Source organism: Marinobacter halotolerans (genome assembly GCF_008795985.1).
Lineage (GTDB): Bacteria > Pseudomonadota > Gammaproteobacteria > Pseudomonadales > Oleiphilaceae > Marinobacter > Marinobacter halotolerans.
Genome location: NZ_VMHP01000002.1, coordinates 295,894 through 317,605, shown reverse-complemented (window position 1 = coordinate 317,605; position 21,712 = coordinate 295,894). Strand labels below are relative to the sequence as shown.

At 58.9% G+C, this 21,712-nt stretch carries 21 protein-coding genes and 1 pseudogene; 7 read left to right on the top strand and 15 right to left on the bottom strand.

The annotated features are described in order from the left end of the window. Positions 1–114: 114 nt before the first annotated feature. Both FPL19_RS11760 and FPL19_RS11755 read right to left on the bottom strand, forming a co-directional pair. Positions 115–3,093 (bottom strand): annotated as a pseudogene (locus FPL19_RS11760) (efflux RND transporter permease subunit); the annotation flags it as partial. A gap of 5 nt (positions 3,094–3,098) precedes the next feature. Continuing rightward, complete coding sequence (locus FPL19_RS11755; protein WP_150912754.1) at positions 3,099–4,181, bottom strand: efflux RND transporter periplasmic adaptor subunit; 1,083 nt, start codon at positions 4,179–4,181, stop codon at positions 3,099–3,101. Positions 4,182–4,472: 291 nt separating this feature from the next. On the opposite strand from FPL19_RS11755, the gene ilvG reads away from it, so the two are divergent. Next, positions 4,473–6,173, top strand: coding sequence for an acetolactate synthase 2 catalytic subunit (gene ilvG, locus FPL19_RS11750; RefSeq protein WP_150914184.1), 1,701 nt, complete (start codon positions 4,473–4,475; stop codon positions 6,171–6,173). Continuing rightward, on the top strand, positions 6,170–6,490 hold the full coding sequence (locus FPL19_RS11745; protein ID WP_150912753.1) for an ACT domain-containing protein: 321 nt from the start codon (positions 6,170–6,172) through the stop codon (positions 6,488–6,490). Before ilvG ends, FPL19_RS11745 begins: the two co-directional genes overlap by 4 nt. Here the strand turns inward: FPL19_RS11745 and FPL19_RS11740 are convergent. Both FPL19_RS11740 and FPL19_RS11735 read right to left on the bottom strand, forming a co-directional pair. After that, complete coding sequence (locus FPL19_RS11740; RefSeq protein ID WP_150912752.1) at positions 6,440–7,510, bottom strand: proline racemase family protein; 1,071 nt, start codon at positions 7,508–7,510, stop codon at positions 6,440–6,442. The two genes, FPL19_RS11745 and FPL19_RS11740, sit on opposite strands and share 51 nt — an antisense overlap. Beyond that, positions 7,510–8,670 carry a zinc-binding dehydrogenase gene (locus FPL19_RS11735; protein WP_150912751.1) on the bottom strand — a complete coding sequence of 387 codons (1,161 nt, stop codon included), beginning with the start codon at positions 8,668–8,670 and terminating at the stop codon, positions 7,510–7,512. The genes FPL19_RS11740 and FPL19_RS11735 overlap by 1 nt, the downstream gene beginning before the upstream one ends. Before the next feature lie 127 nt (positions 8,671–8,797). Here FPL19_RS11735 and FPL19_RS11730 point away from each other — a divergent pair, with 127 nt between their 5' ends. The 3 genes from FPL19_RS11730 to FPL19_RS11720 all read left to right on the top strand — a co-directional run bounded on the left by FPL19_RS11730 (position 8,798) and on the right by FPL19_RS11720 (position 10,750). Next, the gene (locus FPL19_RS11730) at positions 8,798–9,229 is read left to right on the top strand and encodes an SRPBCC family protein (protein WP_150912750.1); all 432 of its coding nucleotides are present in this window, start codon (positions 8,798–8,800) and stop codon (positions 9,227–9,229) included. Between the two features lie 67 nt (positions 9,230–9,296). Next, positions 9,297–10,022: a YebC/PmpR family DNA-binding transcriptional regulator gene (locus tag FPL19_RS11725; protein WP_150912749.1), complete on the top strand. Its 726-nt coding sequence runs from the start codon at positions 9,297–9,299 to the stop codon at positions 10,020–10,022. A gap of 5 nt (positions 10,023–10,027) precedes the next feature. Further along, the gene (locus FPL19_RS11720) at positions 10,028–10,750 is read left to right on the top strand and encodes a glutamine amidotransferase (protein ID WP_150912748.1); all 723 of its coding nucleotides are present in this window, start codon (positions 10,028–10,030) and stop codon (positions 10,748–10,750) included. Here FPL19_RS11720 and FPL19_RS11715 read toward each other — a convergent pair. Genes FPL19_RS11715 through FPL19_RS11705 form a run of 3 tightly spaced genes read right to left on the bottom strand, consistent with a single transcriptional unit; the run spans position 10,747 to position 13,521 of the window. Then, the gene (locus FPL19_RS11715; RefSeq protein WP_150912747.1) at positions 10,747–11,097 is read right to left on the bottom strand and encodes an FHA domain-containing protein; all 351 of its coding nucleotides are present in this window, start codon (positions 11,095–11,097) and stop codon (positions 10,747–10,749) included. The two genes, FPL19_RS11720 and FPL19_RS11715, sit on opposite strands and share 4 nt — an antisense overlap. Positions 11,098–11,125: 28 nt before the next feature. Beyond that, the gene (locus FPL19_RS11710) at positions 11,126–11,866 is read right to left on the bottom strand and encodes a PP2C family protein-serine/threonine phosphatase (RefSeq protein ID WP_150912746.1); all 741 of its coding nucleotides are present in this window, start codon (positions 11,864–11,866) and stop codon (positions 11,126–11,128) included. Next, positions 11,866–13,521 carry a serine/threonine-protein kinase gene (locus tag FPL19_RS11705; RefSeq protein ID WP_150914181.1) on the bottom strand — a complete coding sequence of 552 codons (1,656 nt, stop codon included), beginning with the start codon at positions 13,519–13,521 and terminating at the stop codon, positions 11,866–11,868. The genes FPL19_RS11710 and FPL19_RS11705 overlap by 1 nt, the downstream gene beginning before the upstream one ends. Before the next feature lie 235 nt (positions 13,522–13,756). On the opposite strand from FPL19_RS11705, the gene FPL19_RS11700 reads away from it, so the two are divergent. Continuing rightward, positions 13,757–15,208 carry a phospholipase D family protein gene (locus FPL19_RS11700; RefSeq protein ID WP_150912745.1) on the top strand — a complete coding sequence of 484 codons (1,452 nt, stop codon included), beginning with the start codon at positions 13,757–13,759 and terminating at the stop codon, positions 15,206–15,208. Here the strand turns inward: FPL19_RS11700 and FPL19_RS11695 are convergent. The 7 genes from FPL19_RS11695 to FPL19_RS11665 all read right to left on the bottom strand — a co-directional run bounded on the left by FPL19_RS11695 (position 15,198) and on the right by FPL19_RS11665 (position 19,705). Continuing rightward, positions 15,198–15,845, bottom strand: coding sequence for a class I SAM-dependent methyltransferase (locus tag FPL19_RS11695; RefSeq protein ID WP_225314401.1), 648 nt, complete (start codon positions 15,843–15,845; stop codon positions 15,198–15,200). The genes FPL19_RS11700 and FPL19_RS11695 overlap by 11 nt on opposite strands. After that, positions 15,842–16,162: a putative signal transducing protein gene (locus FPL19_RS11690; RefSeq protein ID WP_150912744.1), complete on the bottom strand. Its 321-nt coding sequence runs from the start codon at positions 16,160–16,162 to the stop codon at positions 15,842–15,844. The genes FPL19_RS11695 and FPL19_RS11690 overlap by 4 nt, the downstream gene beginning before the upstream one ends. Before the next feature lie 16 nt (positions 16,163–16,178). Then, positions 16,179–16,592 (bottom strand): alternative ribosome rescue aminoacyl-tRNA hydrolase ArfB, encoded by a 414-nt coding sequence (gene arfB / locus FPL19_RS11685; protein WP_150912743.1) that lies wholly within the window; start codon positions 16,590–16,592, stop codon positions 16,179–16,181. Between the two features lie 62 nt (positions 16,593–16,654). Beyond that, positions 16,655–18,004, bottom strand: a complete 1,350-nt coding sequence (locus tag FPL19_RS11680; RefSeq protein WP_150912742.1) for a hypothetical protein — start codon at positions 18,002–18,004, stop codon at positions 16,655–16,657. 105 nt (positions 18,005–18,109) lie between these two features. Next, the gene (locus FPL19_RS11675) at positions 18,110–18,412 is read right to left on the bottom strand and encodes a hypothetical protein (RefSeq protein ID WP_150912741.1); all 303 of its coding nucleotides are present in this window, start codon (positions 18,410–18,412) and stop codon (positions 18,110–18,112) included. A gap of 27 nt (positions 18,413–18,439) precedes the next feature. Next, complete coding sequence (locus tag FPL19_RS11670; protein ID WP_191965274.1) at positions 18,440–19,018, bottom strand: CPBP family intramembrane glutamic endopeptidase; 579 nt, start codon at positions 19,016–19,018, stop codon at positions 18,440–18,442. 15 nt (positions 19,019–19,033) lie between these two features. Next, positions 19,034–19,705: an SDR family oxidoreductase gene (locus FPL19_RS11665; protein WP_150912740.1), complete on the bottom strand. Its 672-nt coding sequence runs from the start codon at positions 19,703–19,705 to the stop codon at positions 19,034–19,036. Positions 19,706–19,863: 158 nt separating this feature from the next. On the opposite strand from FPL19_RS11665, the gene FPL19_RS11660 reads away from it, so the two are divergent. Then, complete coding sequence (locus tag FPL19_RS11660; protein WP_150912739.1) at positions 19,864–20,880, top strand: 2-dehydropantoate 2-reductase; 1,017 nt, start codon at positions 19,864–19,866, stop codon at positions 20,878–20,880. A gap of 28 nt (positions 20,881–20,908) precedes the next feature. On the opposite strand, the gene FPL19_RS11655 is transcribed toward FPL19_RS11660, so the two are convergent. Then, a complete protein-coding gene (locus FPL19_RS11655; RefSeq protein WP_150912738.1) occupies positions 20,909–21,652 on the bottom strand; it encodes a fibro-slime domain-containing protein in 744 nt (247 codons plus the stop codon). Between the last annotated feature and the right edge of the window lie 60 nt (positions 21,653–21,712).

Genomic DNA, 21,712 nt, shown 5'->3' with positions numbered 1-21,712 from the left:
AGAAGTTCACAATTCGGTGGCGCTGCTGTTTCGCCATCCCGAAATTCGCTGGCCCACACGGGCACCCAATACCAGCAATGCCGGCGTCAGAAACAGGGTCAGGATAGTGGCAAACGCCAACCCACCGGCGATGGCACTGGAAAGCTGCGTCCACCACTGGGTTGAGGGCGAACCGATGCCCAGTGATGGCGTCAGCATATCCACGTTAACGCCAAACACCATGGGCATCAGGCCCAGAATGGTAGTCACCGCGGTGAGCAGCACCGGTCGCATACGCAGGCAGCCGGTTTCGAGGGCCGCGTGATAGGCAGCCAGCCCACTGGTCCGCATTTCGTTGTAGGTGTCGATCAGAATGATGTTGTTGTTCACCACAATGCCCGCCAGGGCAATGATGCCCATACCCACCATCACAATGCCGAATGACTGGGCGTTCAGCAGCAGCCCCAGCAGCACGCCAGCGGTAGACAGTACAATGGCGGAGAGGATCAGCAGGGTCTGGTAAAGCGAATTGAACTGGGTGACCAGAATAAGCAGCATCAAACCAATGGCCACCAGGAACGCCGACGTCAGGAAATTCGCCGCCTGCTGCTGGTCAGCATTTTCGCCTGCAAAGCTGATGGCCACGCCCTCAGGCGTCTCCGGCATTCTTTCCTGCAGTGCTTTCAGCAATGCCGCCGCCTGGCTACCCGGTGCCACATCCGATTTGATGGTAACGGTGCGCTGGCCATCGACCCGCACAATGCTGCCCACCTTGTCGCCCGGTTCCAGTTCGACAAACTGCGATAGCGCCACCTGGCCACGGGCGGTATTGATGGTCTGGCGCTGGAACTGATCCAGTTCCCGCCAGTTATTGGGCACGCGGACCACAATATCCACTTCGTCGCGGACATCTTCCGGGCGATAGGTGGCCAGCACAAGGCCATTGGTCACCAGACGCACGGCGCTGCCTACGCCCAGTACATCGGTACCGAATCGTGCAGCGGCCGCACGGTCTACGTTCAGGCGCCACTCAATGCCCGGCAGGCTGCGGTCGTCCTCGACATCTACAAAGCCGTCCATGGTGTCCATTTCCGACCTGATCCGGTCCACGTAGTCGTTGAGCCCGGCACTGTCACGGCTGCTGACCTGCAACTCAATGGGCTTGCCATCCGCCGGACCGCCTTCCTGCTTACGGAATTCCAGTTCGATGCCCGGTATGTCGGCGGTACGGTCGCGCAGTTCTTCCAGAATCAGATTGGCCGGGCGGCGCTCGTCCCAGTCGGTGAACTGGAACTGCAGCACCCCGATCACGTCCGGCGCCATGCGATTGCCCGCCGCGACCATGGAACGCGCATACAGGGCTTTCACTTCCGGCATGCCGCGCAATTGATATTCCACTTCCCGGACGATTTCGTCCCGTTCCCAGACCGACAGATCGCCCCGCGCCCTGACCTGAACCTGTGCCGAATCCGGCTCCACGCTGGGGAAGAACTCGACGCCATAATTGAATTTTGCGTAGGCGCCGTAGATGACGGCCACCACAGCGAGAACACCAAACAGAGTCAGCCATGGTGCCGACAGCAGCCGTGCCAGAACCGAACGATAGGCTTTGCCCATGGGCCCGGTGTGCTGGCTCTGCTTCGCGCGTTTACCGCCAGCGAGGCTGCCGAGCACCGGAAGAAATACCAGCGCCATGGCCAGGGAGGCCGCCAGACAAATGATGACCGTCATCGGCAGAAATTTCATGAATTCGCCCACAACCCCGGGCCAGAAAAGCAGGGGCATGAAGACCACCAGGGTGGTGGCGGTCGAGGCAATGATTGGCCAGGCCATTCTGGAGGCAGCCCCACCCCAGGCCGTTTTCACCGGCTGGCCTTCCGACAGATTCCGGTCGGCCAGCTCGGAGACCACAATGGCCCCGTCCACGAGCATGCCGGCCACCAGAATAAGGCTGAAAAGCACGACGATATTGAGGGTCAGCCCCATCGCCCAGATCACCAGAATGCCAGTCAGGAACGCGCCCGGAATGGTCAGACCCACCAGCAAGGCGGATCGTGGGCCCATGGCAGCGATGATCAGCACCACCACCAGCACAATGGCTGTCAGCACGTTGTTCAGCAGGTCACCCAGAATGTCCCGGACCTCGCCGGACTGATCCATGATGTAACGTACTTCCAGTTCATCCGGCAGCTGGCTGTCTGCGTCGCTGATCAGGCCCTTTACCTTCTCCACGGTTTCAATGATGTTCGCCCCGGCGCGCTTGGACACTTCCAGCACCAGTGCCGGCTCGCCGTTGATTCGGGCAAAGCCGGTGGGGTCCTTGAAAGTACGTTGCAGCATGGCCACGTCGCCGAAGGTCACCACTGTGTCGCCATCCACCTTGATGGGCATGGTCATCACGTCTTCGACGGTTTCGATCACGCCGGGCACCTTGATGGTCATCCTGCCGGCGCCGGTGTCCAGGCTGCCTGCGGCGACCAGCTGGTTATTGCGGGTTACCAGTTGGCCCAGGGTGTCGTAGTCGACGCCGTAGCTTTCCAGTACCTGGGGGTCCACCACCACTTCCAACAGGTCTTCCCGGTCACCGCCGATATCCACTTCCAGTACTTCCGGTATGCCCTCAATGGCATCCTGCAGGCGCCGGGCAATGGTCACCAGTTCGCGCTCTGACAGCGGGCCGGAAAGCCCCACCGACAAAACCGGGAAAAGCGAGACGTTTATCTCGTTCACCCGGGGCTCGTCGGCTTCCTGCGGCAGTTTGCTGCGGGCAGTGTCCACCTTTTCGCGAACGTCCTGCAGCGCCTTGTCCGGGTTGAAGCCGGCGTCGAACTCCAGCATTACCGAGGCATGTCCTTCAGACGCGGTGGACCGCATCTCCTTGATCCCTTCAAGGGAGCGCAGCTCCTGTTCCATGGGCCGGATCAGCAGACGCTCGGAATCCTCCGGGCTGATGCCGTCCAGAGTCATGGACACGTAGATCATCGGGATGGTGACGTCGGGGTTGGCTTCCTTGGGAATGGCCTGGAAGGCGGCAATACCGCCGATAATCAGGAACAGCAGAGTCAGGAAGGCGGTACGACTGCGGTCAAGGGCCGCAAAAATGATCCGGCGCATGTGGCTCAGCCCCGCTCGGTATCAGCAGAGACCGGGCGAACCTTCTGCCCAAGGGACACAAAACCCGCGCCGCGGGTAATCAGGCGTATTTCAGAGGGCAGGCCCGTTACCCAGGCGCCTTCCGTGGTAACACTCAGCAGACTGACCCTGGTGAAAATCACTTCGTTGTCATCGTTGACGTGGCGGATACCCGGGCGACCGTCGTCCCCAAGCCTGAGGTAGGCTGGCGATACAAACATGGCCTGCACTTCCGGCAGGGCAACGCGCAGTGTGGCACTGCCACCGGCAATCCGTTTGCGGTCGGGATTCTCCACGGCAATCTCGACGGCAAAGCTGCGGGTCTGGGCGTCGGCGGCACTGGCGATGAAGCGGACTTCTCCCTCAAGGGTGTCGCCATCCAGTGTCTCAACGATGACCGGCTGGCCTTCCGCCACCTTGCTGACGGACTGCTGGGGTACCTGGCTGGTCGCTTTCAGTCGGTCAATCCGTACCAGTTCAAACATGGGTGAACCGACCTGTACCAGGTCACCTTCCTGAACAGACTTGTGGTTGATGGTGCCGGCAAAGGGCGCCCTGGGGGTCAGGTGATCAATGGCCAGCTGTGCCTCTGCCAATTCTGCCCTGGCGGTGGCCATCTCGCTTTGGAGGGCCAGAACTTCCGATTCGGAAATCAGATCCTGCCTCCGCAACCGATTGGCCGCAGCCAGATCCGCCTCAAGCTTTCGAAGGCGGGCCTGCCAGCGTGTAACGGCGGCCTGCCGGCCATCCTCTGACAGCGTCGCCATCACCTGGCCGGCCTCGACCGAATCCCCAAGCTCCACGTTCAGAGACTCCACGGTTCCCGGCACCCGCGCCGCAACGGTGACTGACTGCCAGGGCTCGATCTGTCCCTGCAGAAGCAGACCGGGCTGATACAACTGCGTCTGTCTCTGCGCTACCTGCACCGCTGGCAATTCCGTGTCGGTGGACTGCGCCGCGTCCGGCGCCTGCTGTTTGGCCACTTTCACCTCACCGGTTGCCATCCAAACGATCAGGGCGATTAACAGTAAAAGAGACAGCCCGATGGATCCCAGCTTTGCTTTGGTCATGACTTGCTCACACACAGGAAGAGAAAAAAGGTTGCAAACGGCTAAAAACGTGGGGTAGATTCTACACTTAAATCAAATACAGATTCAGAGTCGTTGCCCATTTTATGAATCTCATTTCAGTGATTGTCCTAGTGAAGCTTGTCCTGGTGGTCGTGGTGCCATCCGGGGGCTTGCGCGTGGACAGCCGAGTGAGATAGCAACAGCTCGACAGAACACCCAAAGCCCCCGGCACCGAAAGGTCCCGGGGGCTTTTTTTTGCCCCGTAAAAAAGACGAAAAAGGACTCCAGAACATGAACGGCGCAGAGCACATTCTCGAAGCATTCCATCGTCACCAGATCGACACGGTTTTCGGTTATCCCGGCGGCTGCATTATGCCGCTATACGACGCGCTGGTGGATGCCCCGGAAGTGGAACATGTGCTCTGCCGTCATGAACAGGGCTGCGCCCTGGCAGCAGACGGCTATGCCAGGGCCAGTGGCAGGCTGGGGGTGTGTATCGCCACGTCCGGCCCCGGTGCCACCAACCTGATCACCGGCGTTGCCAACGCCCACCGGGATTCCATTCCCATGCTGGTGATCACCGGCCAGGTGCCTTCGGGCCTGATCGGCACCGACGCCTTCCAGGAAACCGACGTACTGGGCATGACCCTGGGCATCGTTAAGCACAGCTACCTGATCGACGATGCGGACAGCCTGCCCTCGATCATGGAAGAGGCGATCGAGCTGGCCCAGAACGGTCGGCCCGGCCCGGTCTGGATTGATATTCCCAAGGATCTGTTGCTGACTGACGTGGCCGATGCGCCCTTCCCTCAACCTGAGCCGCGTGAAACGGCTGCGACGGACCTGACGGACGTTCTGGCGATGCTGCACGCTGCCCGCAAGCCTCTGCTCTACAGTGGCGGCGGCATCAGCCTGGCCCATGCAGAGGACAGTTTCCGGGCCTTCGCCGACTCCTCTGCGTTGCCGGCGGTTGTGACTCTGAAGGGCATCGGCAACCCCGGCAAATATAATCCCTACAACCTCGGCATGCTGGGCATGCACGGCTCCCGGGCGGCCAACAGGGCCGTCGACGAATGCGACCTGTTGCTGGTCATCGGCGCCCGCCTGGACGATCGTGCCACCGGCAAACTGGACGGCTTTGCCCCCAACGCCAGGATGATCCACATTGATGCCGACGCCGCCGAAATCAACAAGCTGCGCAATGCCGACCTGGCCATCCGCGGTGATCTGAACGCCATCCTGAAATCAATGGCTGACGCATTGCAGGCCGAACCACTGGCCATCAGGGACTGGCAGAAACAGTGCCGCACCTGGTATACCACCGGCGGGTTCCACGCGGCGGACAATGAAGAACCCCTGGCACCGATTACCGGCCCGGCCTTTGTCCGCCAGCTCTCCCGGATTGCCCCGGATGACACGGTCATCGCCTGCGACGTTGGCCAGCACCAGATGTGGGTGGCCCAGCACTACGACTTCGATCACCCGCGCCACCATCTTACCAGCGGCGGCCTGGGCACCATGGGCTTCGGCCTGCCCGCAGCCATCGGCGCCCAATTTGCGGATCGCAACAACACCGTCATCAACGTCACCGGGGATGGCTCGTTCATGATGAACGCTCAGGAACTGGCTACCATCCGCCGTTACAACCTGCCGGTAAAACTGATCGTCATGGACAACCAGTGCCTGGGCATGGTCCGCCAGCAGCAGGAGCTGTTCTACAACAACCGGGAAAGTCAGATAAACCTGGACGACAACCCCGACTTCGTGGCCATGGCCCGGGCCTTCGATATCCCGGCACTGAAGATCGAACGCACCGACCAGATCCGCCGTGGCATCGAGACCATTCTCGCCTACAACGGCCCCATGCTGTTGCATGTTGCCGTCGATCGGGAAGACAACGTCTGGCCTATTGTCCGGCCTGGCGCCACAAACACCGACATGATCGATGAATCCAGACGTACCAGCCGACCTATCAAGGAGCAGATCGCATGAAGCCCCAATGCCAATCGGACAGCCGGCCCGGGCAGTCCCCGGCCAGCCACACCCTCAACTGCCGCATGGACTCGGAAGCAGCGGCACTGGAGCGGCTCTGCCAGGTGATTCGTATCCGCGGCTTTCGCATTGCCCGCATGGCGGTCGAAAGCGTCGGCGACCAACTCGATATCGAGCTGACGCTGGAGGGCACGCGACCCATCGGCATGCTGCAATCCCAACTCGAAAAACTGCACACCGTGGCCAGCGTCGCCTTGCCCGGAGGTTCAGGTCGAGTCGGGAGCAGCCTCGGCTTTGGCTCGGATCTCGTCGGTTAGGATGTGTGTCAGTCCGCCACATTCCACCATCGGGTCATCGCAGTTGACGATGATGTCGCCGCGGCTCAGCACATAGCTTTTGCCGGTGATGTTGTTTTCCACCACCTGATGGGCGCCTTCCTGACGCACCCCGGTGAACTCGCCGATGAATTTGGTTTTTCGTAGAGAAACCGTTTCCAGGCGATCACCGGGGTTGATCAGGCCCTCGTAGTGCATCAGGGCAAGTCTTGCGGACGTGCCCGTGCCCGTTGTGCTGCGGCAGATCACTCCCGGGTGAACGTAGGTCGCAGACCGGGAGCGGTAGGAGTGATCGGACAACTGCTCAACAGGCCCCATAAAATGAAGAAATGGCAACGGCCCGACATCGCCCAGCGTGTAATGGGAAAAACCGCGCTCAGCCTTTATGGCTTCAACAATATGATAGGCGCAGTCGCTGAGCCTGCGCTCTTCCTCCAGCGTCAGCGAGAATCCCAGGCTGGTTGCATCCACCAGCGCGTAGAAACCACCACTGTAGGCCACGCTGTAGGTCACATCACCCACAGACGGAACATGAATAGTGGCCTGATAGGTATCGATATAGCTGGGTAGCCCGCCGCAGGTGACGGCTTCCACCACATTATCGCGCACCAATGCATCAATATTGACGAGACCTGCGGGAGCCTCCAGCACGAAGCTCTGCCAACCTTCACGCTTGGGCACAATACCCGCTTCCAGCACGGCAGTAGCCGTGCAAATAGTGTTCGAGCCGGAATATATCGGATACCCCATCACTTCCATGATGATGTATCCGGCTACGGCTTCCGGGTCAGTTGCCGGCACCAGCAGGTCAACGGACATTTCCGGCAGACCATAGGGTTCTTCCAGCAACAACCTGCGCAGACCGTCGGCCTCATCCCGCAGATATTCCATCTGGGCCCGCACGGTCGATCCCGGAAGCTCGCATATGCCACCGGTCACGATACGGCTTACATCCCCGCCGGCGTGGGTATCCATCAACTGCAGCGTCAATTCAGGTTTCATCAATTTGCCTCCGGGCTGGCTGACAACGCAAACGGAGCACCATGCTCTTCCCACTGGGCGTCCGGAACAATCACGATCTTGCCCAGGTAGTTGCTGTTACGGTCAACAAAGTAGCGCTCGGCCTCGTGCAACTTCGACAGCGGGAAAGCCGCATGCAATACCGGCCTGAGCTGCCCGCCGCGAATCCATGCGATCAGCTGTTCTGCTTCTTCCCGGGTACCGTGGGACACACCGAAAATCTGCACCTGATAAAGGTAAACACGGGTCCACATGATTTCGCTGAGGTTGCCCGCGCTGGCCCCGGCAATACTGAGGCGGGGATAGTCTGCGCGATCTTTCATATTGAAGATCATGGCGTCGATGAACGCGTTGGTCATTTCGCCGCCGGCCAGATCCATGACTGCGTCAAACGGATGGCCGCCAGTCACTTTTTTGGCCCGCTCGGTAAAGCTGCCCATGCTCGATCGGTCCAGCACCGCTTCCGCACCCAGTGCCAGTAGTGCCTCCGCTTTGTCGGCCTGACTCAACGCATAGGGCGTGGCGCCCATGATGCGGCACAGCTGAATCAGCGCAGTGCCCACGCCGCCGCTGGCACCGGTCACCAGAATGCGCTCGCCAGCCTTGACCCGGGCAGAGGTCAGCATATGCAGGGCAGTCTGATAGGAGCACATGCCCATGGCGGCCAGTTCGGCGTCCGCCAGGTCGGAATTATCAACGTGATGAAACTGATCAGAAGGCACGGCGATGTATTCGGCAAAACCGCCATCAGCACCGTGCCCGTAGTAGTCTGGTGTGAGGTTGATGTCCCGGCGTTCGTCGGCGTATAGATTGAAATCCAGCAGTCCACGCTCGCCGATTCGAGCTTCATCAACGCCGGCACCCACGGCCGCGACATGGCCGACGACGTCCGCACCCTGGATACGCGGAAAGGTCAGTGTGGGTGAACCACCCATCTGGAAGGACGTCACCTCGCCCTTGTCTTTGGTGGGATAGAGCCCTTCCCGGGCCTTGCGGTCAGTGTTGTTTTTGGCGGTGGCCGTCACCCGGACCAGCACCTCGCCCGGTCCTGGTTCCGGAGTCGGCGTGGTCTGCGAATACTGCAGTTTTTCAACACCACCGTGGCCGGTCAGTAACATGGCGTGCATGGTCTTGGGTATCATTGGATAGCCCTCCTTGTCTCCACTGTATCCAGTCAGAATAGGTCAGATAGGTCTCTATGTCAGGATGGCGGCTTTTGTTGATGTCGGTAACCGGATACTCTGGGAAAAATTCTGTCAGAGTTGTTTTATGGCCAGCTACACGATCGATATAGACGAAACCTTCCTGCTTCCCTGTCATCAGGTCTTTGCCCTTTTTGCCGATCACGAACAGTTTGGCAGATTGCTGGGCGCGCCGGCCCGGCGGATTCGGGACAGTGATCAGGCCGACCCCAACGGCATCGGTTCAGTTCGCAAAATCGGCATCGGCCCTCTTGGCGTGGAGGAAACCATTACCGGCTTCGAACCGGAAGCACTGATTGAATACGCCATTACCAGCATCAGCCCGCTGAAAAACCATTACGGGCGTATCCGTTTTCAGAGCCCGTCTGAAAACGAGACCCGTGTGCACTACACGGTGTATTTCGAAGATGCCATTCCCATGACCGGCGCACTGGTCCGGTCGGCGCTCCACCAGGCGCTTCGCCGGGGCATGCGTCGTGTGCCCAAGATGGTCAAATAAGGCTGTCACCGCTTCCGGTTGTTGAGTAAAATCGCCGTTTTCGGAAAAACAGGATTGAGGCAGTAGCATGGGCAGAGCCTATCAGAACCGCAAAGACTCCATGGCCAAGACGGCCGCCGCCAAGACCAAGGTGTACAGCAAATACGGACGGGAAATCTACGTCAGCGCCAAGTCCGGCGGCCCTGACCCGGAAGCAAACCTGTCACTGCGCGGCCTGATCGACCGCGCCAAGAAAGACCAGGTGCCCGCACACGTTATTGAAAAAGCCATTGAAAAAGCCAAAGGCGGCGCCGGAGAGGATTTTTCCCCCGCCCGCTACGAGGGTTTCGGCCCCGGCAACTGTATGGCCATTATTGATTGCCTGACCGACAACCCCAACCGCACCTTCGGCGATGTACGCCTGGCCTTCACCAAAACCAAGTGCAAGATCGGCACCCAGGGCAGCGTCAGTCACATGTTTGACCACTGCGCCATCTTCGGATTCCCGGGTGAAGACGAGGAAGCCGTACTTGAAGCCCTGATGGAAGCGGATGTGGACGTCACCGATATTGAATGCGAAGACGGCATGATTACCGTATTCGCGCCCCATACCGAATACGCCAAGGCCAAGCAGGCTCTTCAGGACGCTTTCGAGGGCATCGAATTCGAGGTGGATGACATCCAGTTCCTGCCGCAGACCACCACAAAGATCGAAGGCGAGGACGTGGAGTTGTTCGAGAAATTCATGGACATGCTGAACGATCTGGACGATGTTCAGAACGTCTACCACAACGCCGTATTCGAGGATCAATAACCACCATGAAACCGGCCCGCCTGGTCATCCTGAAAACCGGTAACACCCTGCCACCGATCCGCGATGCCTTTGGCGATTTCGACCGCTGGTTTCTGAACGGCCTTTCGGAAGAACTGGACCGCCAGGTGGTGGACATAACCTGCGAACCTCTGCCCGGTGAGCCGGGTGACTGGGACGGCATCGTGGTGACCGGGTCCCCGGCCATGGTCAGTGATCGGGCGCCCTGGAGCGAGTCCGCCGCGGCCTGGCTGGCCGGGGCGGTTGAAGCAGGCGTACCGGTGCTGGGCGTTTGCTATGGCCATCAGTTGCTGGCCCACGCCATGGGCGGAAAGGTCGGCTATCACCCGGACGGCCGCGAGAGCGGTACCTTCCCGGTCAACCTTCATGAAACTGCGAAGGATGACCCCCTGTTCAATGCATTGCCCGCCGCCTTCAAGGCCCAGCTGACCCACCGCCAGTCGGTTCTGGAGCTACCTCGCAATGCTGTGCTATTGGCCAGCAATGACTTCGAGCCCCATCAGGCGTTTCGCATGGGCACTTGTGCCTGGGGCGTGCAGTTTCATCCGGAATTTACCGCTGACATCATGCGGGCCTACCTGAAGGCGCAGACCCCGGATCTGGTGAAGGAGGGGCTGTCACCGGAGGCTCTTACAGACCAGGTCGACGACGCGCCCCACGCTTCTTCCCTGCTGCAGCGTTTCTGCGACCTGGTGTTACAGAACCGCTAGTCCAGAATATAGGCCGTCTTCTCCATCGCGTTTTCATCCTCGTCAACAAAGCGGAATTCGTTCCAGCCGATGCGCACGATATCGTTGCTGTTCAGGCGCTGGCGTTCGCTGATGCGAAGGTCGTTCACGAAGGTGCCGTTGGTGCTGTTGTTGTCGGTAATGTAGTAATCCACCGTGCCTTCCAGGTAGGCGTTGGGGACACTTTCAATCACGGCATGATGGCCGCTGACGGAAATCTCGTCGATCCGGATATCATTGTCACCGCGACGCCCCAGCCTGACTTCGGGCTGGTCAATTTCAAAGGTGGTGACCACCACACTGTCTACCAGTTGCGAAAGTGACGCCATTCCCTTATTTCCTCCAGCTTGATCTGATTCAGTTTGTTGATAGCAGGACCACAGACACATTATCTTTTGCCTGTCTCTCGAGGCTCGCTGTGATCAATGATTTCACCGCGGCCTCGACCGAATCCGCAGCAGACAGGATGTCCAGCCATACCCCTTCGTCCAGCGCATCGGTCAGACCATCGGAACAGAGCAGCAGCTGATCGCCCGACTCCAGCGTCAGCTCGCTGAATGTAGGCGTAATATCCGCCGCGCCCAGCGCCCGGGTCAGCACGTTGCGAAACGGCACATTGGGCACGTCGCGCTCGCGGATACTGCCATCTTCCAGCATGTTCTGGACCACCGTGTCGTCCCGCGTCAGGCATTCCAGACGGCCCTGTCTCAACAGGTAACATCGGGAATCGCCGATATGGGCCAGCAGCGCCCGATCACCCGACACCCAGGCCAGCACAATGGTGGTGCCCATTTTGGCTAGCTCCGGCTCCTGCGCTTTGCGGGCATCAATGCGCTCGCTGGCCAGGTTCAGGGCTGACTGCACCAGGGATTCACGGCTTTCAATGGAAGCAGAGTCTCCCAGGGTCGGACACAGCACCTCCGTCAGGGTATCCACGGCGATGGCGCTTGCCACCTCACCACCCTGGTAACCCCCCATGCCATCCGCAACGACCAGCAGCGCCTCTGAGGAGCCGTCATTGAGACACCAGTCGATCGCATCCTGGTTGGATTTGCGCACGGCGCCGATATCGGTCTGACCGGAGATCAGAAGCTCCATCAGGACACCTCCTCTGCGTCACGGGCGGCCTGTCGCTTCAACGCCTCAGCCATGGTGGCGGCATTGGCGAAGCGTTTCTCCGGCTCCCGCTGGATGGCTTTGTTGATCAGCCGCACCACGCCATTGGGCAGATCCTTGTTGAACTCCCGAACGCTGCGCGGGCGCTTGTTCAGAATCTGGTAGGTCAGCGCCGCCAGGGTATCCCCCTGATAGGGCGTCTCGCCTGTGACCAGTTTGTACAGGGTAACACCCAGACTGTAGGTGTCTGACGCGCCGGTCACCTTCTGGCCTTTCAGCTGTTCCGGCGACATATAAAGCGGGCTGCCCATCACGCTGCCGGTGCGGGTGCGGGAGTCATCGGAAATCTTGGCGATGCCGAAATCGGTAATCTTGATGTCCCCGTTGTCTGGGTTATAGATGATATTGCCGGGCTTGATATCCCGATGAATGATGTTCTGGCTGTGGGCATAACCCAGGGCCTCGGCCACGCGGGCGACAATCTTTAGTACCGTGCCGATAGGCAATAGCCGGTCTGGACGACAGAAATCGCTGAGTGGCTGGCCATGGGCATAGTCCATGGCAATAAACGCCAGGTCTGCCTCTTCACCCACATCATAGACCGTCACAATTGCCGGATGGTTCAGGCGCCCGGCTGCTTCCGCCTCGCGGAAAAAACGGGATTTGAGGTCATTCAGTTCGGACGGGTCAAAAGCCTGGTAGCTGAGGGTTTTGATGGCTACTGTGCGGGCAATTTTCGGGTCCTTACCCAGATACACCACGCCCATGGCGCCCCGGCCGATTTCCCGCTCGATTTCATAGCGCCCGAGCGTGGGACGGCTGAGACTCTGCTCGGGCAGGACCAGGGTTCGGGTGCTGTCGAATCCGGAAGCGCTGACACGGGTTGCCTCGTTAGCCATGGACTCCAGTGCCGCAAGACGTTTGGCGGCGTCCCGATAGTTACGCCGGCTGGCCAGAATCTGCCGGAATGTATTGCAGGCTTTATCGTACTGCCGTTTGCGTTCCTGCTGGATGGCAATGTCGTACTGCAGCTCTAAGGTGTGCTCGTCCGGGGGACACTCGGCCAGGACTTCCAGTGCATCGTCTGGCTGGCCCTGGCGCAGAAGCAGTTTGCCCAGGCGGGTGCGGGCATCCACGACATTATCGGTGAGCGATACGATAACCCGATGAGGCTGGAGCCAGAACAGCATCACCAGATAGCCTGCAAGCAGCAAGGTCACGACTTCCCCCAGGGGTAGCCAGGCGTTCTGATAGAACATCAAAGCGGCCTGCAAAACCACAAGAGCGCCGGATACCAGCAGAACCACAGGAAGCGAGACTGCGGCCCCCAGGCGCGGCACGCCAAGTACCAGAAACATCGCAACCGCCATCAGCCCGCCTCGAACCGCTGCGGGCGACCAGGCCGGCTCGTCCAGAGCACGGGCACTGATTGCAGCGTTGAGAGCATCGGGGGGCATAACGGCAAAGGAGGCGCCTTCTGCAGTGACGGAAGCCGTGCCAAACGCACTGAACAGGAGACGATCTACATAGCTGAGCAGCGACAGGGATTCACCGGCAAAGGCGAACACCACCGCTGCGATAACCACAAGCAGCCTGAGGCTGAAAATTCTCTGCAAAACAAAGCGCAAGGGGTTCACACGGGTCAAGCCTGGGTCCTTGTAAACTGACAGTCTAGAAATTGTCGGGGCCCGGCGATAGAAGAGGTCGAAGGTTTTTTGTAAGTGTTTGTTCGATTGGGACTGGCTTCACGGGGCCACAAACGCCTGGCGCGCAGAATCCGGTCAATAACGTTCAGGTAAGGGACTTGATGCCTCGCGTTACGTATAGTGCTGAATTGGAAAGGAAACTGATATAGAAACAGGGAAATCTTCGATGACGATCAAGTTGCTGTTGGCACTTCTGATACTGGCGATTACCGGAACCGGCCTGTATCACGCCTTCAAACCCCTACCCCCGGGCATTGCCTATAAAGGTAAGACCTACCCTTTGATAAAACCCCGGCTATTGATCGACCAGACGCTTCACCACGGTGACTATGGCAACGGCGGCCCCCGGCTGGATCACGAGATCTTCGATGAAGCCCTGGCGATGGTGCGCTCGGCCAGGCGTTTTATTCTGGTGGATATGTTCCTGTACAACAGCACCAGCGCCAGGGGCGAAGACAGCGCAGACCGTCCGCTTGCGAAAGAGCTCACCGACGCGCTGATACGCCAGCGCGAGAACTTCCCGGAACTGCAGGTGGTGGTGATAACCGACCCTATCAACACCCTTTACGGCGGCCTTCTGTCTGAAAACTTCCAGCGCCTTGAGGCAGCCGGCATTTCCGTTGTCCAGACCAGGCTGACAGCACTGAGGGACAGCAACCCGCTCTGGTCCGGTATCTGGCGGCTTTGCTGCCAGTGGCTGGGTAATTCCGCGGAATCCGGCTGGCTGCCCAACCCTATAGGCAACCAACCGGTGACGCTGCGCAGTTATCTCAGCCTGCTGAATTTCAAGGCCAATCATCGCAAAGTGCTGGTGACCGAGGGAGACACAGGATTCCGGGCGCTGGTGTCATCGGCCAACCCTCACGATGGCAGCAGCCGCCACAGCAACATCGGGCTGAGTTTCGCGGGTCCGGCCGTTGCCGACCTGCTGCGAAGTGAGCGGGCCGTACTTGCCTTCTCTGACGCACCGACCAGTGCCGTGGACGACGCCCTGGGCCGGATTCCCGAGGCTGCACCGGCGGAAGAAGCGCGAATACGAGTCCTGACCGAATCGGCCATCCGGGACGCCGCTCTGGAAATGATCACGTCCGCCGAACCCGGGGATCAGCTTGATATAGCCATGTTCTATCTGTCTCACCGGGACATCGTACTGGCTCTGGTCAAGGCCCACCGCCGGGGCGTTGCTGTCAGGGTGCTGCTGGACGCCAACCAGGACGCCTTCGGTCGGAAGAAAAACGGCATCCCCAATCGTCAGACCGCCATGGAGCTAACCAACAACGGGGTGTCTGTTCGCTGGTGCAACACCCACGGCGAACAGTGCCACAGCAAGCTGCTGTTAAGGCAGGACAAAAACGGTCGGGCGCAGATGCTACTGGGCTCCGCCAACTTTACCCGACGCAATCTGGATGACCTGAATCTGGAAACCGATGTGCTTGTGCTGGCCTATCGGGGCCATTCCAGCATTGCCAAAGCGAATACTTTTTTCGAGGAGCAGTGGCAGAGCGGCCCAGGAAACCCGGCCGTGATGAGCCTGCCCTATCGGGCCTGGGCCGATCATTCCAGACTGCGCTACTGGCAGTATCGGTTCATGGAAGCAACCGGGCTGTCTACGTTCTGAGCGGCTTGGTAAAAATCGCGACATCCTTGGCCGGCACGTCCATATGCCAGCCGTGGCGGTCGGCCAGCCACTTTAGCGTGGCCTCTTTATAGAAAACTACATGGGTCGGGTCACGCCGGTAATGCCAGTTGGCAAAGCGGGCATCGTCGGTCTGGAAACAGGTCATCACCCCCAGGTAGCCGCCGGGGCGGATCAGCGAATCCAGCAGCCGGAATACGGCCGCCGGATGGTAAAGATGTTCGATGACCTCGGTACAGGTGACGAAATCATAGCGGCTTGCAAGCGCGCTCTGGTCGCGACTGAAATAGGGATCGTAAAGCGCCACTTTCATACCCGCAGCCTCCAACATCCGGGCGAGGGCTGGCCCCGGACCACAACCGAAGTCCAGGCCCGATGAGCCGGCAGGCAGGCGCTCCAGAAGAGGTTCCGAGAGGCGAGACAGGAAGCGGCGGTAGCCCGGGTCGTCCGGATTATTGTCGTGCAGGGTATAGACAGCCTTTTCCCGGGCGCTGTCCAACCGGTTTTCCGGGGCCATCAGGGTAGCCAGGCAGACCGGACAACGAAGGTAGCGGAATTCTTTGACGACCTGGAATTCCTCGGGCGCGGCCTGTTCGCAGACCGGGCAGGTATCTCTCAAATGGCACCCACCAGAACGGCAACAAGCACCGCCACAGCCAGCAGAAACCCGATCGCATAGCGTTCAACCCGGCTTCCGGAGGGAGCGCTGGCAGAGGTTTCCTCCGGGCGGCTTGCTTCATACTCGGCAACCAGGTCCCGTGCCAGCGGATAATCCTCGTCCTGCACGTGGACATTGGTAAAACCGGCAGCACCGATTTCACCCATGGCACCCTGCAGATAGTGCCCGCCAACGTGGGATTCGATACCGCGGGCGTTCAGCATCCCGGACACAATGTGGGCTTCGGCAATGTCGCGGGCACGATAGGCAATCAGCATGACAGGCCTCCCGGGTTCAGACTTTCACCTTGCCACGCAAGGCCTTGGTCTTCCCTTTCTGGGTTTTGTGGTCCACACGTCGCCGCTGGGAACCTTTGGTGGGCCGGGTCGGCCGACGGGCTTTTTGCAGACGGGTCGCGCCCTGAATCAGCTCTTTCAGTCGCTCGAGAGCATCCTCGCGATTCAGTTCCAGGGTGCGATATTTCTGGGCTTTGATCACCACCACCCCCTCTTTGCTGATGCGCTGATCCGACAGCTTCATAAGTCGTTCTTTGTAGAAAGGGGGCAGGCTTGAGTTTGGGATATCAAAGCGCAGGTGCACGGCAGACGCCACTTTGTTGACGTTCTGGCCGCCGGCACCCTGCGCCCTGATCTGCGACAAATCAATTTCCCAGTCGCCAAGGGTCACCGAGTCGGAAACTCGCAACATAGTTCATTCCATTATCAACGCTGTACCACAACTGTATAGCGTTGACTTCCGGCGGACCACCCTCAATCGTGGGGAATGGGGTCCGGACTGCGATCCCATCCGACCAGCCCAAGGGTAGCAACCACACCAATCAACAAACCAATCCAGGGCTCGAAGAAGGCCAGTGACGCACCGATCAGAACCACCGTACCCCGGGAAGCGTTGCTGCGCGGAATCGACATGGCGATGTAGGCACAGGCAAAGCCAGTGAGCACCAGCGTCAATGACAGTGCAATGCCCAGCAGCGGCTTGAGACCGGTCAGCAGTGGCAGCAGGAAGTAGATGAACGGCAGCCCCATCAGATAGTAGGACGCCAGGCCACTGTGAAGGCTGCCCATGGCTGCCGGCCCTTGCTTCCAGCGCTGCACCACAATCACGTGCACGCCGGTCCAGACCGCACCCTGGGTGGGGAAGAACGGCGCCACTATCGCCATCACGCCATTGCGAATGGCGAGTGAGAAGTGGGTGCGATTCAGGTTGATGTCGATGTGCTCATCCTTGCGGACAGCCATGCCGTCCCGAAGCACTTCGTTGCCGGTGACAATGTCGCCGAACAGGATGATGTAGGCGATCAGCGCCAGAGGCACACTCTGGGCCACCATTTCCATAGAGGGCCAGCCATTCACCAATGGCGATGCCTTGGCGAACGCCTCGCCCAGAGGCGGAATCATGAAGCCCCACTGGATATCGAAACTCACTTCGCCCACCAGCGGCCCCACCAGTGCCGCAATCAGAAAACCGGGCAACAGCCCCAGGGCACCCAGAGTCATGAAGAACCGGCTGCGTTCCTTGAGCTTCTGCATAGGAAGGGAAAAGGTGAACACCAGACAGACGGCACAGGCCAGAGTAGTCGCGATGGGCTGCTCCAGCAAAAACTTGTCTGCATCATCAATGAAGACGCGTTTGAGGGCGGCGATTGCAGCACCGAGGATGATTCCGGCTTTGAGGGTCTCCGGCAGCCAGATAACAAATCGTCGCCCCAGCCCGGTGATGCCCAATAAAAACACCAGCGTTGTAAACACGAGCGTAAGGGCAGTCATGGCCTGAAAACGGCTGGACGGATCCTCATAGCCACCGATCACAAACGCAAGGATCAGCGGCAGAGCGGGCGTAATCCAGCCACCGGCGTAGGGTTCGCCAAACACGATGACTGCCGAGGCAATCAGAAAGGCATGGATCATTGAGAGGGCAACGGCTTCTTCAAAACTGAAACCGAAGTAAGCGATCATCACAGGAACCAATGCCAGGCCGGTCGCGGCTGACACCATTAGCCCCTGAAGAAACTCCGACCAGCAGAGCTTTGAGTGATAAAACGGCAATCGGAAGGTAAACGGGCCCCAACGCCAGCCCGGGAGTTCTTTGCGCTCAGTCATTCAGGATCACCACTGCTTGTTATCGTTTTAGTGACCTGATTATGGAAACGGTTCGGCTATTCCGCGAATCAATTTTTCTGATTTATGTGAATAAACAACAGTAATTCAGCTTCCCGATTGCTGATTACCCCATATTTTCGCCACCGCACTGTCGCTTCCCAGGGTGGCGACCACTGCGCAGACCAGGCTGATGGCAAAAAACACGATAATGGGGAACAGCGCTCCCAGCGTGCCGTATATCAGAGCAAAAAAGAGCGTGGCCATGGACAGCACGAAAAACAGGAACCCCACGGCAAACAGTATTTTCCGGTGGGAGGGGCGGTAACCCTCGGCGGACTGGGCATCACTGCCATTCTCGAAGAAATACAGAATGGGCCAGAACACCTTTCTGAAAAAATCTCTGTTCACACCGTGCCTCTCAAATTATCTGACAATCTATTGAACACCGAACCAGTGGGGGTGGCGCCGCAGGCTGTACAGCGCGATCATATCGTACACACCATGCCAGACCATCACCAGAAGCAGGCTGTCTGTCAGCCAGTAGGTAACACCCAACACAAGTCCAAGCCCTGTCGCCATTACGAAATAGGTAAACGAAAGGTAGTGAACCAGGCCGAACAGCATGGATGCCAGCACAATGGCCACAGCATCGTTCAGGTGCCAAGCGAGCCAGCCCTGCACAGCCCCGCGAAACAGCAACTCCTCACCCACCCCGGCCAGCACGGAAAGCCCCGCAAGAACGGGCCAGGAATAATCGTTCGCAAAGGTTTGTAGCTGGCGCATATGGCCTGACAGGGAATCACGGATACGCCCTGGCGCACGGGCCAGGGCGCTTAGCAGTACATAGGTGGCAAGACTGCCGCCAATGCCCCAGGCCACAGCGCTCGCCCAGCCCAGACCAGCAGACAGGCTACCAATGCCCATCAACCAGACGGCAAGCCAGCCAATCAGCGCGATAGCGCCTTGAAAGCCCAGGGCCGCGACAGTCGAGATCCGGTTAGCTTGCCGGGACATAGGCGTACCGGCGCATCACCAGGGTAACTCTTCGCCGTTGCTGTGCCAGAAGGAGCCGGTGTTCTCCAGGTTCAGCCCGTCGATCCGTTCCGCCAGCCCTTTTGCCGATTCCTCCGGTGAAATCAGCCCGCCGAAATTCACCATACGGGTCTGGACATAACCCGGGTGAAGCTGCGCCACTGCAATCCCGCGGGGCTTCAGGTCCATCGCAAGAGACTTGCCAAAGGCGTTCAGGGCTGCCTTGGACGCCCGATAGCCATAGCGCCCGCCGGAATCATTGTCGGCAATGGATCCCATGCGGCTGGTGATGTTGGCGATTTTGCCGCCTTCCGGAATACGAGGCGCAAGAGCTTCGGCAACACGAAGCGGAGCATAGGCGTTGATTTCCATCTGGGTACGGATGGAATCAAAATCGATACTGCCCAACTTTTCGTCCTGCAGCAGGCCGGCATTGTTGATCAGCAGATCAATCGTTGTTCCCTTCAGCTGACTGACCAAAGACTGCACATTGTCGTCAATGGTGACGTCGATACCCTCAATAACGGTGTCTGCAACGGCATCGAGTTCATCAGAAGTTTGACGGCATACCCCGATAATGGCGAACCCACGGTCTGCAAACTGGCGGGCCAGTTCGAGGCCGATTCCACGATTGGCGCCGGTGATCACAGCGGTCTTTTTCTCTGACATAGCGTTTGCACCCTCTATCAAATTGGTGGCTGAAGGTTTCAATTGAAGCTTCCTCTATGGTGACGGGCAGGACCAATTAAAACCAGCGGTGCGAGGAAAAGACTTTTCAACCGGAACATGCATAGAATGAAGCCAGATTCATATCACGGAGCAGTTTGATGAGCGAACACGCCTACCGCGTAGTGATTTTCGGTGCAGGCAGTATCGGGTGTTATATCGGTGGACGGCTTTTGGCGGCTGGCGCCGATGTCACTATGGTCGGCCGCCCCCGAATGCAGGCCGTCTTCAAAGAGCATCCGCTAAAAGTCACTGATTACGAAGGTTTCAGCGCCGAGCATTCTGTTCCTGAGACCCGGTATGTCTCCTCGGCCGATGTGGCAGCAGGCGCCGATCTGGTGCTGGTCTGCGTGAAGTCTGCGGCCACGCGAGAGGCCGGCCAGACCCTGGCACCGTTCGTACGCGCCGGTGTGCCGGTCATCAGCCTGCAGAATGGTATATCGAACGCGTCGGAACTCCAGAAGTCCATGCCCAATGCCACCGTGCTTGCCGGCATGGTGCCGTTCAACGTCTTGCAACAGGCGCCCGGGCATTTCCACCAGGGCACCGAAGGGCATCTGATGGCGGCAGAAAACCAAATATTGCAGGCCGCCCTACCCTGGTTCGACAAAGCCGGCCTGCCTCTTGAGCTTCGGCCCGATATCGAATCAGTGATGTGGTCAAAGCTTCTGCTAAACCTGAACAACCCGGTAAATGCTCTGTCGGGGGTTCCCTTGCTGGAAGAGCTTTCCCAGAGAGATTACCGGCTGGTGCTGGCCATGGCCCAGAAAGAAACGCTTCAGTTGCTGAAACAGGCCGGCATTCCCACTATAAACCTGACCGGCCTGCCCACCCGACTGATCCCGGTTCTGATGTCGGCGCCAAACTGGGTGTTCACCCGCGTCGCAAAAAAGATGCTGACCATTGACCCGGTAGCACGCTCTTCGATGTGGGAAGACCTCCAGGCCGGTCGTCCGACGGAGGTGGACTGGATCAACGGCGAAGTGGTGCGGCTGGCCGAATCGCTGGGTGCCCAAGCGCCGGTAAATCAGAAGCTCGTGGACTTAATGCACCAACAGGAAAAAGACCCCAGGCCCTGGGGCCCGGAGTCTCTTTTGAAAGCTATAGAACAGGCCTGACTTCTGAGGCCAGGCCTGCTCAGGGCGATTAGACTCTGCGGCGGCGCAGGGTCAGAAGACCCGCAAGACCCAAGCCCATCAACGCAAGCGAGCCCGGTTCAGGAACTTCAACACGGTCCTCAACACGGAACGATGTGGTTATGTTGAAATTCGACTGGGTGGTGTGGCGCTCAGCGAAAAAGATATCGAGATCGTAGGCAGTATTTTCGGCCAGCCCCAGGCCCACCAGGTCAGCGCCGGTGATGGTTTTGCTGACGGGAGCGTGAACGCCCCCAAGGTCCATGACCAGCGTGCCGTTAATGAATACCCACAGGTCATCGTCACCGGTAAAATTGAAGGAGTCAGTGGACTTAAAAGACGTAGTGCCGCCCAGCTTCATGGTGAAGTGGTAGTTATGGCTGTTGCCTTCGTTGCCGAAAAGCTCGTTATCAATGGGGAAAAACGAAGAATCATTGAACGCAAACAAACCAGAACCGGGGGCTGTCTCACCCAGATTCAAGCTGATTGCCTTGGAGCCCGCCGTGTCTTGCCACCAGTTATTGAACGTCGCGCTGCTATCAACAGCACCACCACTACCGGGAACGTAGACAGGATTACCATCGGCGCCCAGGGTGCTTTCAACCATACCGGTAGTCAGCCCGCTGATGCCGTCCTGAAAATCGGGGTCTTCAATTTTCTTGTCAAAGATCGTTCCAGAAAGCGTCAGCCCACCAAAGGCGGGACCCGCTGCAATCAGCGTGGCAATGCCTGCCGCCAGAATTGTTTTTCTCATGATTCTTCTCTCCTTGATTTCACCGGCACCGATTCTGGGCAGGTTGGATGCTCTTTTAGC

What these genes read in the sequence shown, in the direction of transcription:
- FPL19_RS11710 (WP_150912746.1), bottom strand. Translation starts at nt 11,866, where the DNA reads ATGGAGCTTCTGATCTCCGGTCAGACCGATATCGGCGCCGTGCGCAAA.
- FPL19_RS11755 (WP_150912754.1), bottom strand. Translation starts at nt 4,181, where the DNA reads ATGACCAAAGCAAAGCTGGGATCCATCGGGCTGTCTCTTTTACTGTTA.
- FPL19_RS11745 (WP_150912753.1), top strand. Translation starts at nt 6,170, where the DNA reads ATGAAGCCCCAATGCCAATCGGACAGCCGGCCCGGGCAGTCCCCGGCC.
- FPL19_RS11690 (WP_150912744.1), bottom strand. Translation starts at nt 16,162, where the DNA reads ATGCTGATTGCCTATCGTGCCCGCGACATTGCCGAAGCCCACATTGTG.
- FPL19_RS11665 (WP_150912740.1), bottom strand. Translation starts at nt 19,705, where the DNA reads ATGTCAGAGAAAAAGACCGCTGTGATCACCGGCGCCAATCGTGGAATC.
- FPL19_RS11660 (WP_150912739.1), top strand. Translation starts at nt 19,864, where the DNA reads ATGAGCGAACACGCCTACCGCGTAGTGATTTTCGGTGCAGGCAGTATC.
- ilvG (WP_150914184.1), top strand. Translation starts at nt 4,473, where the DNA reads ATGAACGGCGCAGAGCACATTCTCGAAGCATTCCATCGTCACCAGATC.
- FPL19_RS11655 (WP_150912738.1), bottom strand. Translation starts at nt 21,652, where the DNA reads ATGAGAAAAACAATTCTGGCGGCAGGCATTGCCACGCTGATTGCAGCG.
- FPL19_RS11715 (WP_150912747.1), bottom strand. Translation starts at nt 11,097, where the DNA reads ATGGCGTCACTTTCGCAACTGGTAGACAGTGTGGTGGTCACCACCTTT.
- arfB (WP_150912743.1), bottom strand. Translation starts at nt 16,592, where the DNA reads ATGTTGCGAGTTTCCGACTCGGTGACCCTTGGCGACTGGGAAATTGAT.
- FPL19_RS11740 (WP_150912752.1), bottom strand. Translation starts at nt 7,510, where the DNA reads ATGAAACCTGAATTGACGCTGCAGTTGATGGATACCCACGCCGGCGGG.
- FPL19_RS11720 (WP_150912748.1), top strand. Translation starts at nt 10,028, where the DNA reads ATGAAACCGGCCCGCCTGGTCATCCTGAAAACCGGTAACACCCTGCCA.
- FPL19_RS11735 (WP_150912751.1), bottom strand. Translation starts at nt 8,670, where the DNA reads ATGATACCCAAGACCATGCACGCCATGTTACTGACCGGCCACGGTGGT.
- FPL19_RS11680 (WP_150912742.1), bottom strand. Translation starts at nt 18,004, where the DNA reads ATGACTGAGCGCAAAGAACTCCCGGGCTGGCGTTGGGGCCCGTTTACC.
- FPL19_RS11670 (WP_191965274.1), bottom strand. Translation starts at nt 19,018, where the DNA reads ATGTCCCGGCAAGCTAACCGGATCTCGACTGTCGCGGCCCTGGGCTTT.
- FPL19_RS11700 (WP_150912745.1), top strand. Translation starts at nt 13,757, where the DNA reads ATGACGATCAAGTTGCTGTTGGCACTTCTGATACTGGCGATTACCGGA.
- FPL19_RS11730 (WP_150912750.1), top strand. Translation starts at nt 8,798, where the DNA reads ATGGCCAGCTACACGATCGATATAGACGAAACCTTCCTGCTTCCCTGT.
- FPL19_RS11725 (WP_150912749.1), top strand. Translation starts at nt 9,297, where the DNA reads ATGGGCAGAGCCTATCAGAACCGCAAAGACTCCATGGCCAAGACGGCC.